The following is an 18,760-nucleotide window of genomic DNA, read 5'->3' as shown; positions in this document are numbered from 1 at the left end:
CCTCTGGCCGCCGAAATGACGCGTGCCAAACTAACGTTACATGTTAAGATTCTATCCCCGGCGGCCAGAGGCCGCCATGATAATAGCCACTCGGCTGGAGCCGAGCGGCGGCGGAGCTTTTTAATTCCGACCTTTCGCCTTTAACCTTTCCCCTCAAAAATCCAACGGCATCCACGTCTCCATATCCACATGCCCGCGATTACCCCATGCATAATAAGGAATGAGCCTGATCTCAACGGCGTTTTGTTTCGGTGCGGATACTTCTTTATAAAGCAGGTTACTCCAATTATTCTCATCCCGCAAGTCGGCTTTACCTGTGAGGCTCATGATCTCGCTGTTATCTATTTTGATCATTTCGGGTTTAAGTTTGCTGCCTGCCGACAAAGCAACATTGAAGATCTTTTGCCCCTTCGCCAGATCTGCTGATTCAAGACAATATACCACCGGACCACGTTTAACCGCTACCTGGTTACGGGTTTCCTCAACCAGCGGATTAGCTTCCATCATAGTAACCGGCATCGGCAAATCAAGGTCAATAGTCATTCTCTTTTGCCAAACGGCATTCAATTGGGTGTAGGCTCCGGGAGTAGTATCTAACTGGGGAACCGACTGACCTGCCATTTTTATACTCGCACCCTTACACCAGCCCGGAATTCTCAGAAATACAGAGAATGCTTTATTGCCCGGCACTTCATCAAACCGGATGCGGATCTTTCCATCCCATGGGTAATTGGTAGTTTGGGTCATTTTTATCGGCGTACCATCTTTTAGTTTAGCCGTTATGGTATTGCTGCCATACAGGTTAAACCACAAACCTTTATCCGATACGCTGTAAGCATAATCGCTCACCTCGGCAATGGTACGTACTACATTCGGCGGACAGCAGTTAGATAATTTAATGTACCCGACCCTATCTTTAGACCAACGCTGCTTAAACGGTAAACTATCCGAATAAGCCAGCGGATTGGTATACAAAAAATCACGACCACTTAAGCTGACGCCCGAAAGCACACTATTGTATAGCGCCAGCTCCATCACATCGGCATATTTGGCGTCGCCGGTTATTTGCAGCATGCGCCAGTTCCAGAGCACATTGCCTATATTGGCGCAAGTTTCGTTATGGGCTGTGAAACTTGGCAGTTGGTAATCGCGTCCGTAAGCCTGGTGTACTTTCTGTACATCGTTAGGGTTGTAAGACGTACCGTCGGGCGAAACGCCGTCATACAACGATCCGCAGCCACCCGTGATATACATTTTGCGGTTCACCACATCATTCCACATCTGGTTTAAGGTATGCATAAGTGTAGTGTCACCGGTTTCGGCATAAACATCAGCAGCGCCCGCGAACAGGTAGTTGGCACGTACCGCATGGCCCATAGCTTGCGTTTGCTGACGGAAGGGTACCCGGTCCTGGTTGTCATCCGTTCCATCTTTCATCAAACCCCGGATATCGATCAGGTTTTTAGCCAGTTCGAGATATTTGGGATCGCGGGTGGTACGGTACATCTCCACCACGCCCATATAATGCGATGGGCAAATGGCATTGCGCGCCAGTTCGGGCGAAGCTGTTTTATAAAACTTATAGAGATAGTCGGTAGCCTTGATAGCTACTTTCAGCAAAGTTGTTTTGCCTGTTACGCGGTAATGCACACAGGCGGTGGTCATGAGGTGACCAAGATTATAAGTTTCAAAGTTGAGGCGGTCGTTAAATGCCTTTTCCTTGCCGCTCTTTTTACGTTCCTCGATATTGGTTGGTGTATGGATATAGCCGTCGGCCCGTTGCGCTTTGGCGATAACGGCTATGGTTTTATCCATCAACCTGTCAAGCGCTGGGTCATGTGTGGCGGCGTACATGCTGGCCACAGCTTCAAACAATTTATAAAAATCACCATCATGAAAAGGTGGCCCTTCGTGCGAACCGGTATCCAGTCCGGCAGCTATTTCAAAATTGCGGTAAGCGTGACTGATCTTTGGATCGGTATAAACACGCCACAAGTTTGGGATCATGGTATCACGACAAACCTTGAACCTGTCGGCCCAAAAGCCACCTGTCCATTGTACTGCCCCCATGTCAAGGCTGCTGAGTTTGGCGTAATTACTTTTGCTGGTATTTACCAGGGCCTTGTTTTGGGCCGAAAGTTTAACAGTGCAGCTTAACAACAATGCAATTCCAATGTATTTAAAAATCCTTTTCATACTATTAAGGGATATAAGTGAGTAGCCTAACCGGGCTCAGCAACCCAGCCGGCAAAAGCGGGCGGCCTTCCAACCGGTAAGGCGCGTTTGTCCATGTAATGCGTTTATTTTCCGGGAGGGCATGATCACCCATGAGGCGGTTGGCCCAGGTATTGGTTACTTTAATTATTAGCTTGTTTTCGCCGGGTTTAACCGCCTTGCTGATGTTTACACGATAAGGATATGTCCATGCCGTACCGCAGTTAATACCGTTCAGGTATACTTCGCCCATGTTAGCAACCTTACGCAGATCAAGATATAGCTTGCCCCCTGGTTTTCCGGCAAACTGAAATGTACGACTGTAAATCGCTGTACCTGAATAGTACTTCACGCTGTCATTATTATTAAGCGACCAGTCATCTGGTCTATCAAATTTAACGGGCTTTGCAGGGCCACCATACGCAGGATCAAACTGCACCTGCCATTTTGTAAAAGTCTGTACTGTTTTAAAATGCACCGCTTTATCCAACTCAAGCTTTGCGCCCGGATGGTTGTTTCTGAAAACGATAAAAGCCGAACCATTTGCAGCAAGATCAAGACGTAGGTTTGTACGTGCCGATTTAGTGCTGCTCTGTAAACGTTTTATCTCCCCCGTTAAAGGATCCCACAACTCGGGAACACGGCGGGATACTCTTAGTGATAAATTAACAGTCCGGTTTAAAGCCTGTTGATTGGAGATGAAATAGAGATCAAGATTATCAGCACTGCGATGCGTCCATGCGAGATCTTTTGCCGGTCGATTAACCGAATCCGTAGCGATCAAATCGCGGGAGATACCCAGTTCATCAAAGGTATCTTTTTGGTAAGGGCCTATAAGCAGTTTTCTTTTACCCGTCAAAGAGGCCTTCATTCGCTGATCGCCCAATAAAACGGTAGCCCCCTCGTTCACCAATTGCTGAAGTTTTTTAATAACCTCTGCCGATAACTGCCATGGCTGAGGTGACATTTGGCTCACGCCCGGCACAACCAGCATAGCATAGCTGGCCCCTCCCGGCAAAACTATCCTACCATTTTTTACAGTGGATAAACGCAGCAGCGCGTCTTTATTAAAAGAATCATAGGCATAACCACGCAAGGGATCGATCCAGTTTTCAGGCAAAGCCATATTAGCCGAATGACTTGCATCTTCAACCGAATTAATGATCGGCACATCTTTATTGGCCCAACGTTCAGCTTCTTGCTTTACCCGTTCGGCTCCGAAGATACCCGGCAGGGTGCTAACCAATCTGTCAGGTAAAATGGCACGGCGTGGTGTTTCCTCGCCGGTAAAAACAGCGATATCGGTAACCGGATGGCCTTGTTGCAGCATCGATTGGCAGCGGCTGATATAATCAAACCAGGTTTTACCGGGCTGCCACCAGGTTTGATCGCGCTGAAAAAACAGGCCGATCCCATCGAGCGTCATTCCCGGTTTACGGTCGAGCCAGGGGTTATGTACATTTACGTGAAAAACATAACGATTGATGCCGAGGGCAAAATTCCTGTCGGCAGTGGTTTTGAGCATACCGGGGTGTTCATCCCATAAAAGCCTCAATTCGGTAAAAGCCTCGGCCTGGATAATATTTTTGCCGTAGATATGCCCGCCCGATATAGCATCGAGCATATCATTCGGCTTATCATGCGTAGGGCTCCTGAACCAAAACTCGCCCATCGGGATATCAGCGTTTTGATAATGCAGCATCCCGTCGCTCATCATGGTTGGGGCAACGCTTTCGGCAGTAAATGTGCAGCCTTTTTCGTGCGCCAGCTTAGCCATTGTACCATAGAAATTATCTACCAGTAATTCGGCTATGGTTTGACGCACGTCGGCCAAAACCTTTTCAGATCTTTCGGCGCTCTCCATCGGCACACCGGCCATCAGCGGAAGATATGGCAACAGATCATACCCGCGTCGTTTTCCAAACTCAGCAGCAAAAACCGGCGACCAGTTTTGGCTTCCGCACTCCCAGCTATCCACATGAAAAATCTTTAAAACCCGTTTAGCCAACTCAGGCCCAACCTGTTTGATAGCCTCACCAAACCAGTTCTCAAACTGGATTTTGGCAGCCTCGGGGTTAAACTTATCACACTCCAAACCAATGCCTCCGCCACCCGTAGCGTTGGTATGCCCGGTTGAAGTGCGACCAATACGAATGATGGTCCATTTACCGGCTGGAGCAACCCAGTTCAGTTTATCATCTGCCCCTAATTTATCAGTAAGGTTAATGACCTTACTTTTATCGATACAAAGATTTTTAGATAATTGAACATCTGTGGTCTGCTTGCTTAAACGCCAAACCTCACCAGTTTTACTTTCATATTGATGGACGCGGGGTTCAGCTAACAATTCAATCCCCGAAAGTTTTAAAGTAGGCTTCCATTTAGCAAAATCAAGATCTTCGGCTCCCGGCTCTGAATCTTCTTTATTATATGTAAACCTGAAATATCTTGCTGTAGTTGGTTCAATGGCATTGGTAATTTCTGCATCACCATCCTGCCAGCCATGGCGGGGCGGCTCCAACCTGCCCAGCGAGCGAAAGTTTTTACCATCATCACTTACCTCAAGCAACAATCGTTGCGACTGGTAATTGCTTGCCGAAGTATATATCATGAGCGAACGGCAGGTAAAAGGTTTAGTAAATTCCAGTTGCAGCCAGCAGGGCTCATTACTGGTAAAGCTTTTGGGATTTCCCCTTTCGGCAAGGTATTGAACATCCGTATTCGGCAGACTGGTAGTTACCTTCGGATGCTCGTCGTAACTGCTCTGCCCCTCGCCAGGGAGCGATGGATAGGCCAATATTTCGATGTCTTTATAATAGTTTTTATAGTGCTTTGGTACAGGTAAAGTATCATGATAAGTTTTGCCGCCTTCAACCTCAATTTTTGACCATACCACTTTTTGCATAGAAAGTTCGGGCGTTATCCATGGCCCGCCTGCGAGCGCGAAACCATCGCTGTCGTGCATAGCCAGTTTTACACCTATCCTATCCGCTTCCTGCATGGTAAATTTCACCATCGCCCACCATTCGGGGCTTAACTGGTTAATTGACGGGGTGATAAAAGGCGGATTAGCTGGTCCCTTGATAGGCATTAAATACGCTCCGGCAATCCCGGCCTGTTTCATCGCCTGCAGATCGGCCGTGATACCCTCCCGGCTTACCGCACCCTGCATCCAGTACCAAAATACCCATGGCTTTGCCGATTCGGGCGGGTGCAGAAAAATCTGCTCCAAATCTTTTTTTGAGGCCGAGAGTTTATGTTCCTGGGCTATTCCCGGTAAAAACAAGCAGCAAATGCAAATTATAAAAACGTACTTCCTCATGGCGTTTTGTTAAATTTTATTTGATATGCCGCGTTGCCTGCACTCTCAGGTTTACCCTCATAAGGTTTCAGGTAAAAACTGTAATGATACTTTTTGGCAGGGATGCGGTACTGCTCCAAAGGCTCGGCCACTTCCGACCAGCTATCATTGCCTCCTACGCCCATTTGTATCAGGTCTATATTCATGGTTATAAAACCCGCGTCCTGTAGTTTATTGGTGTGTTTTGCCTTTTGAATATTATCTTCGGTATAAGGCCAGGCGCTCATACTCAGCAGGCTATCGGCAGTGATCAGCAAGCCACCTGTTTTGTGGTGTAGCAGCATCCAGCGTACATCCGTGCGGTTGCCGTTTTCCTGGGGCACAACATAAGGTTCCATAAACTGGTTGATGGTTTGCGAATAGATCCCTGCCTCCGAGCCCGTACGCCTGTCGATATAGTTTTCATAAGGCCCCCGGCCATAGTAGCTGATATTGCTGTCGGCCTGTGCTATCCCCATCTGCATCCCAATTTTGGGCAGGTTTGGCAAACCGGGTTTAACATCAAGGGAATAAGAAACTTTCAACAACCCATCACCACGAATGGTGTAATCTACGCCGACCGTTGCGCTATCATGAAGCATCGAATAAACGCTTGTGATCACTATCGAACCATCCCCGGCTTTTTGGCTTGAAATCTTTTTCAAAACGGGCACTGCCTTGATCCATGCTGCCAGTTTCTTTTCCATCTTCCATCCACGATGATCATTATCCGTAACCGGGCGAGTGAAATGAGGCAATAGCGGCGCAAATACCTGCTGATTGCCCTTGTACAAGTACGAGGTTAAAGCCCCGTTATCTTTACTGATGCCGATCTCAAAATCTTTCACATTGATATGATATGCCTTATCATCTTCAGACAATTTTGCTTCGGGATAATGCTTATCATCAGCATTTGCAGCCGATGTTTCAGGCTTAGTTAGCTGAAACTGATCGCTTGCTATTTCATAACCTTTAACTGCCCATGGCTTATCTTCAGTAAGGGTAAAATGGATATCGGCCAGGTATTCATGGTTTGCTTTTAAATTGGGCAGGTATTGTTTAATGCTGATGATGGTATCATGCCCCGCAGCAAGGTTAATGTGCGGCATTTGCTTTTTTTTTAAAATAATATTACCCTCTTCCCTCAACTGCAAAGTAACATCATAATCGGCCAGTGAAGCCACACTGTGCCAGTTTTTGATGTGGATCGTTTCCTTATCAGCATCAACCAACTCGCAAACCGCGGGCTGAAAAACGTGCTTACATTCATAAATAGCGGGCTTTGGTCTCCCGTCGGATGCTACGATGCCTTTGATGGTGAAATTATCAAAATAGCGTTCGCCGTAATCACCGCCGTAGGCATAGTAAGCCTTTCCTGTTGAATCATGTTTCAATAATCCCTGGTCTTTAAATTCCCATATCGCCCCACCGATAACGCGTTTGGTCGACCGCCACTGATCCCAAAACTCTTTTAAGTTTCCGTTGGAGTTACCCATCGCATGCGAATACTCCACAAAAAATATCGGGCGATTATCGTCATTTTGCTGATTGGCTAATAAAGGCGCAGTATAAATGCCGGGATACATTCGGCTCACAATATCTACATAAGGCTGATCGATAGGATTTTGCAACCTGTGCGAATGATCATTAGTTTTAGGATAGCGGGGATCGGTTGGGTCGATATAGCCTTCGGCCTGCGGTGTGCCCTGGGCAGGCTCATAATGAACCGGTCGGGTAATATCAAAATCATGGATCCAGCCCGCCATAGCCGCATGGTTTGGCCCGCGACCGGCCTCGTTGCCCAAACTCCAGATGATCACACTTGGATGGTTTTTATCGCGCATCACCATGCGGGTTGCCCTATCGAGGTAAGCGCCGGTCCACATGGGGTCATTGCTTAGTTTTGAGCCGAGACCGTGGGTTTCCAAGTTGGCTTCGTCAATAACCAGGATGCCATACTCGTCGCACAAATCATACAGGTATGGATCCATTGGGTAATGACTGGTGCGGATGCAGTTAAAATTAAAGCGTTTGATGGTGCGTACATCATTCAGAATATCCTCACGAGATAATGCTTTTCCTTTTACCGGGTCATGATCGGGACGGTTTACGCCGTACAGGTAGGTTACTTTTCCATTGATGAGCAGCTTGCTATCTTCTTTGTTAAATTCAATGCTCCTGATGCCAACCTTACAGCTTTTCACCTCCAATGTTTGGCCGGTGCTATCAACTAATGATAAAGTAAGTGTATATAGGTTAGGCTTTTCGTCGCTCCATTTATCGGGTTTTTTCAGCGTAGTTTCCAGCAGACCGAACTTTACATTATCCAATCGTGGGTAGATCTCATTGATGATACTTTCCACGCTTCGCTCTAATGGCTTTTGCAGCACTTCTTTATTATTCCTATCGAAAAGCCTTGCTTCAATTTTATAACCGGGAACAGCTTTGCCGGTCAGGTTTTCTATCCTCGGACGGATACTGAAAACTGCGTCTTTATATTGTTTATCCAGTTTGGCCTGCCATTGAAAATCAGCTATCCGCAGTTTAGGCTCAGCCAACAGCATTACCTCCCGGTGAATGCCGCTCATTCGCCATTGATCCTGGTCTTCCAGGAAATAACCATCACTCCAGCGGATCACCTGTACCGATACCACGTTTTCGCCCGCTTGCAGGTATGGGGTAATGTTGAACTCCGACGGCAAAAAACTATCTTCACCATAACCTAAAAACTTACCATTCAACCAAACTTTAAAACCCGAGCTTACCCCGCCGAAATGCAGGGTAATGTTCATATCTTTCCAACCGGCAGGCAATGTAAACGTACGCTGATAGCTGCCAACACCGTTATAATCCTGCGGTACATGTGGCGGATTAACCGGCCTGAACGGGTAAACCGCGCTTTTGTAGATAGGCTTATCGTACCCCTGCATTTCGATGCTTGAGGGCACGACGATCTTTTTCCAGCCGCTTACCCTGCTTTTATAAAAATCCTTAGGTGCATCGGCCGGTTTGGCGGCGTAGCTAAAATTCCAGTAACCAGTCAGGGATAACATCCTGCCCGATTTTTCCCGGACACCTGCCAGCGCATCTTTAATGCTGCTATATGAATACCCGGTAGCCCGGGCAGGATCGCGGTTGATGCCATCAACCAAGGGATTTTCCCAAGGCTCAGCATCATAAACCGTGGGTACATTGGGGATAGGCGCAGGCGTTTTATCAACCAGCTGCGCGTAAAGCCCGGTTGATGAAAATGCCGTTAAAAGCAGGATAGATAATAGCTTCTTCATCATTTCTTCGCGCTGTAGTTTATAGTGTATTGCTTTTGTTTTTGAATGGTAAGTTCATAGGTTCCGTTTCCTTTAGCGGTTATTTCACCCTCCTTACAAACCGGTTTGGAGGTACTGGCAAATCGCAGGAGGCCAGTTCCTGTGTTGCTGCTTACTTTAATTTGTTTGGTGCTGCATGATACCTTGATATCGCCATTGGCAGTTGGTACGCTGCCTTCCATCCATTGCAAGCCGCCCAATTGGGGCTCGATCACATATTGCTGATAACCCGGCGCTGTTGGTTTTACGCCGAGATAATATTTACCCAACAGGTATATCGGACTCGCTCCCCAGGCATGGCACAGGCTTTTGCCAAACGGCCGCCCGTACATGGCGTAGTGATCCGCACCCGCTTTAGTTGGATTATATTCCTCCCAAAATGAGGTAGCCCCCAAATTCAGCATCCCACCCCAATAATCTTTCATTTCCTTGAGCACATAACTTTGCTCGCCCATTGCACAAAGTGCTTCCAGCTCGTAAAAGCGCATGTAGGGAGTGGTTATCTTTTGGATCTTATCGTTCAGCAGCACATATTTTTTAACCTCCTGTTGTTGGCTTGGGTTGAGGTAATTGAAAAATATCGAAAACATGTTGGTGTAACGGGTCACATTGTCGCTTTGCTTCCCATCAACTATACTGTGCACAAAGGCATGTTTATCCTTATTCCAATACAGGTCGAAGATCTTTGATTTCAAATTGGCTGATAGCTCCTCATACTGTGTTTTGCTTGTGCCATCCTGCATAATATCGGCACACAGGGCCATGGTTTCCAGGCTGCGGCATAGCAACAATTGTTCAAAGCTTACTTCGCCTTTTTTGCTGAGTTTGTCGGCCCAGTCGATGAATACCCAGTCGCCGGGGAGGCCTTCCATTAGTCCGTTTTTATCGCGGCGCTGCAGGCAGTAGCTCATCAGGCTTTGCATGCGCGGGTACATTTGTTTGATGAAACTTTTATCGCCGGTGTACTGGTAATAATCATAAATACCCATAAACCAGTAAAAGGTATAATCCATAATGGTATTGATATGGCTGGTTACCGGGTCTTTACCGCGCAGGGCATACAGCGTGCGCATTACTGTAGGCGAATCAAAATACAGGTAATAATTCATGAGGTAGCTCTGATAAGCATCGCCCGACCAGATCCACCTATCCCTCTTGATCCCATCAATAAAAAACTCGCGTGTGTTCAGGTGCAGGGTATAAGCCGAAACATCCCAGATCTTATTCACCTGCTCATCCGAACATCTGAAACTCCCCCGCTGCTCAACCGGCGAATATTCGTAAAGCACGGCTACATCGTCGGCATTTACATTGTCATCAAACAATACATTGATGTAGCGAAATGCGCGCGAACCCTCCATGGTATGATCAGCTTTTTGAGGCTGATCTATGGAGATGCTATCCAGCAGTTCGCAGGTTGCGGTTGCCAAAGCCTCTTCTTTGGATTCGCCGTAACAAAGTTTAACATTGCCCTTACCTTTTAAGCCGATGAGTTTTGCATAGCCAAAAGTTTCTTTACCAAAATCAACCAAAATAGCGTGTTCTTTTCGTTCGGTTTTTGCCGGCTTGTGTTCCTCTGTTGGCAAACGAAACGCCGAAGGCAATTTATCCGCCGAATCAAAGTTCCAGTTACCAGCATTTACGTATTTGGTGGCCGATACGTCAGAGGTTTTGCCCGATTCATCAATCCATTCCTTATCCTCATAAGTTACCAGCCAGGAGGTATCTGACACCAGTTGCTGCCCCTTTACAAATATGGCGGGAGCAGCAGCCTGGTTATAAACTTTGAGACTAAGCCTGTGCCTGCCAGCCGGCACATGAATATTTTTAGGATAACCGGCTAAAGCCTTACCATCGAGCTTTACGTTATATTGTCCTTCAACGGCCAGCTCAACATTTTCAGGGATTGCAAGCGTAAAATCCTTATGAAAATCCACCAGTACATAATGGCTGTCCAGCTTCCAGAACGGCGGAAAGAAAGCCCCTCGCTCGGTGCGGCGGTTTTGCATTTTGTTACTTAGCCATACTTCATAATCGCCTGGATACCAGATCCAGGTTGCCTTTTGCGCTTTGGCGACATCGGCAAAAAACATCAGGCTGAGCAGCAAGATCAATACGTAATGCTTGTTGAGATTTATATGGGTAGATAATCTATGCATATTTTAATGTCCGTTGAAAATGAGGTATAAAGCAATCATTACTAATGAAAGTAGCACCCAGGCTACTTTTACGCGTCGCGTAGGTTTTGAAGCAGGTTCTGTTTCGGATTTCTGAGCAACATGTACGATTGGCGTCCTATCGAGCAGCGAGATCAAAACCGCCGACACGGCCAGGAAAACAAATATGAAAAACGATAGCATCAGGTAATGCGGCCAAAAGCTGTACTTAGCAGGTGGTAACACCCACAGATAAACCACGCCCGTACCCAAACTAAAAGCCGAGCCAGCTGATAAGATGACATTTACCGCCTTGCGGGTAGTGCGTTTCCAGTAAACCGTAAGCAGGAAAACCACAGCCAGCGGCGGCGCGATGAAGCCCAGTACCGATTGAAATACATCGAACAAGTTAAGCCCTTTAATACTGTCGATAGCCAGCGCCATACCTATGGCAAACAGGCAGCCGGCAATTATGGTATAACGCCCAACCCTGATGAGGTCTTTGTTGGTAGCATTTGGGTTGATCTTTTCCGCATAAATATCCATGGTAAAAACCGTGCTTAGTGAGTTTAAAGATGAGCCGATAGTACCTACCAAAACGGCTATCAATACCACAATGACCAACCCATTCATCCCCGGTGGGAAAAGGTTGGTAACCATAGTCATATAGGCCAGCGCCGGGTCACTCAAATGCGGATAGAGGATAAAACACAGTATACCGGTGAGGATAAACAAAGGGAGCGACAGTATTTTAAGCCAGCCGATAAAGTTAACGCCGAGCTGCCCCTGCTCCAGGTTTTTAGCGCCCAGTACCGATTGTACCATGGCCTGATCTGTACAGAAAAAAGCCACGGCCGATACCGGGTAACCCAACAGAATAGCATACCACGGATATTTTATATCCCTTGCCGGGTGAATCAAATTCCAGTAATTTGAGGGTGTTTGATGAAATACAGCTGATAACCCGCCCGCTTTGTTTACGCCCAGCACAGTCAAGGTTAATGAGACGCCAATGAGTAACAGCATCTGGAAAACATTCACTTTAGCTATAGCTTTTAAGCCGCCTGTAAAGGCAAAGAGCCCGGCGAACGATACCAGTACAATAACCGATTGCCACATGGGGATCCCGAGAATCTGCCGTACTAAAAATCCACCGGCAAACAGTCCCAGTGACAACCATGAAATCAGCATTTTGATCAATGCATACCAAGCAAGGATATTGCGGGTAGAATCACCGTAGCGGTTGCCCATAAACTCGGGCATGGTTGATACCTTAGCCGCGATGTATTTTGGAGCGAAAACCAGCGCCAGCAGCATCAGGAACACAAAGGCATACCAGTCGAAATTAACAGCCACGATGCCTGTGCTATAACCGATACTGGCAAAAGCCAGCAACATGGACGGCCCCACGTTGGTGCCCCACATATTGAAACCGATGCTTGCCCAACCCAATGATTTATTGGCCAGGAAAAGCGTTTCGTCCGTTTTGTTTTTATTGCCGAAACTGGCGCGGTAACCGATCACCATTAAAACAATCAGGTACACGGCCACAACCGAGTAATCCAGCAGCGTAAGGCGCGATACGATATTGCTCATGCCCAATATCATGCGCTTAATTCGTTTACGGTTAAATTAAATTCAGTAAAAATATCATCAACCTTTACAGGTTTACCGCTTTGTAATGAACGATCCATAGCCTGAAGCAAAGCGATAGTACCGATGCCTTCTTTAATGTCGGGATAAGCTGTATAGCCTTCTGTTATGCTATCCGCAAAGTATTCGAGGTAATTTTGATACTCGCCGGCATGGTGGCTTTTGCCTTCAAACCTGAAATAGTGTTTCAATTTATGTTCCCAGGTGATGATACGTTCTTCGCCGGTATTATCGGTGATTGCATAGCGCAGGTCCATATAATCGCCCTGGCTGCAGCCCTCGGTGCCGCGTAAAATGCAGCTCATTTCACTGTCGCGGGTAACGGGCTGCACCGGACCAGTATAACAACCGCTCACACGTGCAATGCGACCATCCTTAGCTTTGAAAATAAAATGCATCGTATCTGGGTTTTTCAGGCCTCCTTTAGCACCGTTGGAGCTCAGCATACCGTAGCCCATTACCTCTTCAATATCGGGCAGATACCAGCGGATAAAATCTACCGGATGGCTTAAGCCCCCATAAAGCCATTTAAAAGCCTGCTGTAACGACCAGGGTTTCTCTAAAAACCAGCGATGGTCTGCATGATAGTAGGCTTCGACAGTGATCAAATCCCCTATCAAACCGGCCTCATAATCTTTACGCTGTTTTTTCATTGGCTCAAAAAAGCGGGAGCTTTGGCCTACAAATACTTTTTTGCCACTTTGCTCAACCAGTTCAAGCAGTTCGGCGGCTTTACTTAAATCATCAATAAATGGTTTGGTACATACCACATGTTTGCCATGCAGTAAAGCTTGCTTAACGTGCTCAGCATGCAGATGATCGGGCGTATAAATGGCAATGATATCTATTTCAGCATCATTGAGCAGATCCTCGTAATTGGTTGTATAACTATGAAAGTTGAACTCCTCCGCGCGGTGTTTGCACAATTCAATATTCCTGTCGCACACCATTTTCAGTTCAAGCTTATCGCTTTTCAATACTGCCGACATGGTGCTGCGCCCTTCGCCTAATCCTAATATTCCTATTTTCATTTTATAATGATCGTTTAGTGTCGCTGTTGTCTGTTACCTGTTTAAAAAACACCCATACTTCACCCTTTCGCGTGCCGGGCACACCTTCCTGGTATTTTTTCATCAACCTGTTCCAATCGTTTACCCGCGGATTATTTTCGATGGTTTTAGGATTGAGGTCGTCAAGTTTTTTGCCTTTCGGGATACTGATCACCAGCATCAGGCGGCGCCCGTTCCTAAACACCAGTAATTGCTGAAAACCGGCATTACAAAAACCCTTAGAAACCTCGGGCCAGTTTTTAAACTGGTTGGCGTGGTAATCGATATATTCCTGCTGCAAGCGCTCATCGGCAACCAGGTTTGCCGTTAGTATAATGTTATCCCATTGCTTAGCAAGACCATTTGCCCCGCAACGCTGTTTGCGGTTAAAATCATAAAACGGACCGTTATAAACTGTAACCTGGCATGAGGGATATGCTGCCTGAGCAGTTTTTTGGATGGACGTTGCGTCTAAATGCTTACCGTAAACAATGAGATGATTATCCCAACGGTAAACAGCCGAAGCAGGTAGCCCCTGCTTACGGGCGATATTCAACAATGCAGCATAATTGAGTTGCTTGCCTTGCGGACCGGTCACTTCAACAATGGCGAAAGGGTTTGAAGCGGCCTTTAAATGAAATGCAGGCAACAATAAAGCCACCGTGAGCCAAACTATATATGCTTTTAATATTTTCATTCTGTTTTATGATTGATGGGCCGGTTATCCGGGTTTACCTTACGATATTGAAACAGATAATTATAAGGCCGTTCGATACCTGCTGACAGCTTTATACCATCATCAACCTGCGGACCGTTATTTTCCCAAACATTACCTGGGCCATTGGCGTTTTTCAGGAATTTATCTGCCGGGCACCAGTTGTTTTTTATCGTGATGTATGACGATCCCTCATCAGTGTACAGGTAAAACCAATGCTGCGGATCATGCGCGTAAGGGGCTTTATAAATACTATCGACATAGTTATTGCTGATCACCGAACCGGGCTGTGCGGATAGCGTATAGATGCCGGCCACATCATACATATTGCGGGCGTAGTGATGAATTTTGTTGGCCGTGATGCGGTTATCGCTCATGGCGTTGGCGGTCTTTGTCCAGCCCCAGCCCATGCTGATGCCTGTGTAGTTTACATCGCAAACCTCGTTATGCGTTATGCTGATGCCTTTTACATAACCTGCGCCAATACCAACACATCCCCAATCTTCGTTGGTGGCATCGGTGATCAGATTATTGGCGATGGTATCATTGGTGCAGATCTCCCGTTTGTCGGTTGGGTTATAAGGCAGGTGAACTTCCTGTGCTTCGTCTGAATATACGCCGTCGAGAATTGCTGTGCCGCCGATATCTTTAAACAGGCTGCCTTTAATCACATTATCATGCGTGCCACGCTGAAAATCCAGCCCGGTTGAGGCCATGTGTTCAAAACCGCAACCATCAAATGCGATATGCGACGCGTAAGCTACCTCAACCGCAGCTTTCGGTCTGCCCACCCATGCCTGGTTTTCCAGTCCTTTTTTATCCGGCGTGCCAGGGATTTTTAACTTGTAAGCATCCAGCATGTACATCCCGGCCTGGTGCGGGACCAAACCTTCTTTTGACGGACGAAGCCAGTTGCTGTGCTCAAAACTGATATTTTTAAAACTGATAAAATTTACCGGGCGATCAAGAGTGCCTTTCATTTTTATCAATGTTTCCAGTTGTGGAACAATAACCGTGGCTGTTTGCAGATCCTCGCCCTTGCGTGGGATATAATAGATCTTATTAGCGATGCGGTCACGAAACCACTCACCGGGATGATTTAAAAAACTGATCGCATTGCTGAGATAGAACGCTGAGTTACCTGTTTTTTTGGAAATCCAGGGCGCTGGCCATGGATGCTCGGACTGGATGCGGCTTTCGGGTTGATAAAAGGATAAGCGGGCGCTATCTCCCATCGTTTTAACAGCTTTAACCCGTAAAATGGCAATTGCCCACCATTGGTGAATAAACATCTCCATACCCTTGATCTGCGCAGTATCCTGCGAAGCCAGCCACGGAATTACACAACTTTCGGTTTTGTGATCCCAGGATAGGATGCGGTTCATGAGCGGTGCATCGGTATCCCGGGCACAAACCGCCTTTTCGTTGTTCACCCACAGCTGCCTGAATTGTAAAGGTTCATCGCCAATTATCGGCGCATCTGCTTCCCAGACTTTGCCTTTGGCCTCTGCCGGTAAACCGGGAATCACTGAAGTTGATTTACGCCATCCTGTTACAGTAACGCCGCCGCTTAAAATAGTTTTACCTATACCTTCACCCTCAATAATGGTCGGGCTATCGGCCGTACCTGAATCTTCGGGGCGGATAAATAATGGCTCTGCTAACTGGTAAACTCCCGCTAATACTTTGATATGGATGCCGCCTTTTATCGATGCATCATTTAACCGCCTCAGTTCACGGGCTTTTCTGATTGCCATACCTATGGTTGCCAGTGGTTGTTGCTGGGTTCCTGTATTTTTATCGGAGCCCTTTGGCGATACCCAAATCTCGGCCGCAAAAACGCCGCCTGTCAAAATAACATTTAACAGCATCAACAAAACAACTATGCGGCGGATGTTCATTTACGTTTTATTAGTTAGCCTGAAAAATTGATTTTACGTATGTGGTATTAGCGCTGAAATTCCACTTTACATTGCGTGGATCTTTGGCATCGCGCGAGCGTTCAATGACCAGCCAGCCTGTCCAGCCCATTTTATCCAATGTGGCCTTTACCTGTTTCATGTTTATTTTAGGATCGTTTTGCAGCCAAACACCATCATCATTGGTACAGTGAATCTGAACGATATAATTTTTGCCCAAAGTTTTAAGCTCGCCATCCAAATCGCGCCCGTTCCTGATGGCGTTTTCAAAATTGAAATAGCTTTTAATCGCAGGCGAGCCAATATCCTTCAATAACTGCAACTCTCCTTTGGCATCCAACGCCGTTTCAATACCTATCACTACACCGGCCTTTTCGGCTATTTTACCAACATCTTTTAAGCGGGAAACAATGGCCGGGCGTAATTCAGGGTATTTTACCAGGTCTCCTTTTACGCCCATGGGTAAAAAGCCAACTTTAACGCCCATTTGTTTCATGGTATTGATGCAATCAGTAACGGCCTTAACCGCTGTCGGGCGTTCGGCAAATGATTGGGCGAAAAAGCCGGTCATGCCCATGGATGGGATTTCGAGGTTCAGCTCTTTTGCCTTGTTCAGGAACACATTCCTTATCGAATCATTGGCCAGTTGGTTATCAAAAGTCTCCCGGTCCCCAAGGCCGCCCATATCTACCTCAACACCATCAGCACCGATTTCCTTAGCCAACTGAAACGCGCCCAACTTCTGCCGTTTAAGGATCATCAGATCAACCACCGCTACTTTATAGCGCTGCTTTGATGCGGTTTGAGCAACCGACGGCGCGCCAAAAGCACATGCCATTAACACTATCCAAAAACCTGAGATCAACCTGTATTTCATAAACCTATTTTTTTGTTGCCTGCGCAAATACTTTCTCTAATTGTTCAAAACCTTTTATGGCATTGGCCGGGAGCTTTTCGCCCTTGTCACCAAACACATACATAGCCGGCTCCTTTTCGATGGTTACTTTTCCATCATCGAAACCGCCCTTACTGTCTTTAATTTTATTGATATCAAGATGAAAGTTTTTAGCAATAAAGGCGTACAATGCAGCCCTTTTTGAAGTACCGAAATCATGGCCTTCGTTGGGTAGATGCACATTCTCTACCTTATCGGTGGCACCGTAATAGCCATACATTTTTTGGAGATAAGGAAAATCGTGCTCCGGCATATTGGCTGTCCAGTCCTGCCCGTCGGAGATCAGTAGCTGAGGCCGCGGTGCGGCCATGGCAGCCAGTTCTACATTATCTGTTCCGTTGCCGCATTGGTGGATGGGCATCCCGCTTTCGCAAGGGCATCCCCCATAAAAATAAGATGACACCGACACCACCGGGGCGCTGAGTTTGATCCGGTCATCCATGGCAGTCATCAAAACGGTATGGCTCCCGCCACCTGATCCTCCGCTGATGCCTACCCTTTCAGGATCGGTTTCTTTAAGCGAAAGCACATAATCCAGGATCCGGATAGCACCAAGCACCTGGATAGTTTGTGCCAGGCTACGGCGATGATCTTCATCCTTAAATTGCAGCAAGGATTCGCCCCAGGCAAAAAGGTCATAACTGTAGGCCATCGCCCCCATCCGCGCCAGCGAAGCACAACGGATCTGGCAATCGGCACGGTAACGTTGGTGTTCCCAGTGTCCATCGGGACTTAAGATCACCGGGATCTTCCCTTTTATTTTGGATGGTTTATACAACGAACCGTTGATGTACAAGCCGGGCAAAATTTCAATAGCAATATTCTCAACTGTATAACCGTCATAAGTCCGTTTGGGGGTGATGATTGGTTTAGAAGCAGGTTTAGCAGGCAAAGGCGATAATTCCAGTGCTTTGTAAAGCTCTGGCTTTAGTATGGCCTTGCGTTGTTCCCAGGTATCACGGTCGTGGTATTGGGCGGCTATCCTGTCAAGCTCCTTCCAGCCATCACTTACCGACCAGCGGAAATATTCATATTCTTTGAGTTTATACCGACCGGGAGCTTCTTTATTCACCTTCAAATCAAGCGGGGTAAGAATGTTGGCCAGCGTGGTATCTACATTGGGCCTGAACCGCCATTGTGCGTAGTTGACCCATTTACCCTCAACCTGGGCAGCGGTGTACTTGATCTTTACGTGGTATTTGTCCTGTACCTCATCAAATACCTCCTTCAGGGTTTTCCTGTACATAGCATCGGTAGTTTGCTGCGCACGGGCGGCAAAACTCATCGCTGTGAGGCAGGTTATCAGTATGTAGATCAGTTTTTTCATTGTTTTATTTCTCTTTGTAGAGACGCATAATTGCGTCTCCCGCATGCAAATTAAGCCGTTTAGAGTCTTGCAACCGGCTTGTCCTACGGGAGACGCAATTATGCGT

General features: G+C 46.9%; 10 protein-coding genes. All 10 read right to left on the bottom strand.

Annotated features, from left to right (window positions below; genetic code table 11):
- Positions 1 to 153: 153 nt before the first annotated feature.
- Genes MTO98_RS08820 through MTO98_RS08775 form a run of 10 tightly spaced genes read right to left on the bottom strand, consistent with a single transcriptional unit; the run spans position 154 to position 18,654 of the window.
- Entirely contained in the window at positions 154 to 2,196 is a 2,043-nt protein-coding gene (locus MTO98_RS08820) for a glycoside hydrolase family 127 protein (protein ID WP_243486284.1), read from the bottom strand.
- A 4-nt stretch (positions 2,197 to 2,200) separates the two neighbouring features.
- Positions 2,201 to 5,536: a glycosyl hydrolase gene (locus tag MTO98_RS08815; protein ID WP_243486283.1), complete on the bottom strand. Its 3,336-nt coding sequence runs from the start codon at positions 5,534 to 5,536 to the stop codon at positions 2,201 to 2,203.
- The gene (locus MTO98_RS08810) at positions 5,533 to 8,844 is read right to left on the bottom strand and encodes a glycoside hydrolase family 2 TIM barrel-domain containing protein (RefSeq protein WP_243486282.1); all 3,312 of its coding nucleotides are present in this window, start codon (positions 8,842 to 8,844) and stop codon (positions 5,533 to 5,535) included. The genes MTO98_RS08815 and MTO98_RS08810 overlap by 4 nt, the downstream gene beginning before the upstream one ends.
- Positions 8,841 to 11,039 (bottom strand): alpha-L-rhamnosidase C-terminal domain-containing protein, encoded by a 2,199-nt coding sequence (locus MTO98_RS08805; protein ID WP_243486281.1) that lies wholly within the window; start codon positions 11,037 to 11,039, stop codon positions 8,841 to 8,843. Before MTO98_RS08805 ends, MTO98_RS08810 begins: the two co-directional genes overlap by 4 nt.
- Positions 11,040 to 11,042: 3 nt before the next feature.
- Positions 11,043 to 12,632 (bottom strand): sodium/solute symporter, encoded by a 1,590-nt coding sequence (locus tag MTO98_RS08800; protein ID WP_243486280.1) that lies wholly within the window; start codon positions 12,630 to 12,632, stop codon positions 11,043 to 11,045.
- An 8-nt stretch (positions 12,633 to 12,640) separates the two neighbouring features.
- Positions 12,641 to 13,720 (bottom strand): Gfo/Idh/MocA family protein, encoded by a 1,080-nt coding sequence (locus MTO98_RS08795; RefSeq protein WP_243486279.1) that lies wholly within the window; start codon positions 13,718 to 13,720, stop codon positions 12,641 to 12,643.
- 1 nt (position 13,721) lies between these two features.
- Complete coding sequence (locus MTO98_RS08790; RefSeq protein ID WP_243486278.1) at positions 13,722 to 14,435, bottom strand: L-rhamnose mutarotase; 714 nt, start codon at positions 14,433 to 14,435, stop codon at positions 13,722 to 13,724.
- Positions 14,432 to 16,354, bottom strand: coding sequence for a hypothetical protein (locus MTO98_RS08785; protein WP_243486277.1), 1,923 nt, complete (start codon positions 16,352 to 16,354; stop codon positions 14,432 to 14,434). The genes MTO98_RS08790 and MTO98_RS08785 overlap by 4 nt, the downstream gene beginning before the upstream one ends.
- A 10-nt stretch (positions 16,355 to 16,364) precedes the next feature.
- The gene (locus tag MTO98_RS08780) at positions 16,365 to 17,249 is read right to left on the bottom strand and encodes a sugar phosphate isomerase/epimerase (protein ID WP_243486276.1); all 885 of its coding nucleotides are present in this window, start codon (positions 17,247 to 17,249) and stop codon (positions 16,365 to 16,367) included.
- 4 nt (positions 17,250 to 17,253) lie between these two features.
- Positions 17,254 to 18,654 carry a S9 family peptidase gene (locus tag MTO98_RS08775; RefSeq protein ID WP_243486275.1) on the bottom strand — a complete coding sequence of 467 codons (1,401 nt, stop codon included), beginning with the start codon at positions 18,652 to 18,654 and terminating at the stop codon, positions 17,254 to 17,256.
- Positions 18,655 to 18,760 lie beyond the last annotated feature (106 nt).

The organism is Mucilaginibacter sp. SMC90 (assembly GCF_022811725.1).
Classification (GTDB): Bacteria; Bacteroidota; Bacteroidia; order Sphingobacteriales; family Sphingobacteriaceae; genus Mucilaginibacter.
The sequence above is the reverse complement of the archived record's forward strand: the minus strand, read 5'-3'. Positions and strand labels throughout refer to the sequence as shown.

Coding starts and splice junctions, on each gene's coding strand:
- MTO98_RS08820 (WP_243486284.1), bottom strand. CDS start 2,196: ATGAAAAGGATTTTTAAATACATTGGAATTGCATTGTTGTTAAGCTGC.
- MTO98_RS08815 (WP_243486283.1), bottom strand. CDS start 5,536: ATGAGGAAGTACGTTTTTATAATTTGCATTTGCTGCTTGTTTTTACCG.
- MTO98_RS08810 (WP_243486282.1), bottom strand. CDS start 8,844: ATGATGAAGAAGCTATTATCTATCCTGCTTTTAACGGCATTTTCATCA.
- MTO98_RS08805 (WP_243486281.1), bottom strand. CDS start 11,039: ATGCATAGATTATCTACCCATATAAATCTCAACAAGCATTACGTATTG.
- MTO98_RS08800 (WP_243486280.1), bottom strand. CDS start 12,632: ATGAGCAATATCGTATCGCGCCTTACGCTGCTGGATTACTCGGTTGTG.
- MTO98_RS08795 (WP_243486279.1), bottom strand. CDS start 13,720: ATGAAAATAGGAATATTAGGATTAGGCGAAGGGCGCAGCACCATGTCG.
- MTO98_RS08790 (WP_243486278.1), bottom strand. CDS start 14,435: ATGAAAATATTAAAAGCATATATAGTTTGGCTCACGGTGGCTTTATTG.
- MTO98_RS08785 (WP_243486277.1), bottom strand. CDS start 16,354: ATGAACATCCGCCGCATAGTTGTTTTGTTGATGCTGTTAAATGTTATT.
- MTO98_RS08780 (WP_243486276.1), bottom strand. CDS start 17,249: ATGAAATACAGGTTGATCTCAGGTTTTTGGATAGTGTTAATGGCATGT.
- MTO98_RS08775 (WP_243486275.1), bottom strand. CDS start 18,654: ATGAAAAAACTGATCTACATACTGATAACCTGCCTCACAGCGATGAGT.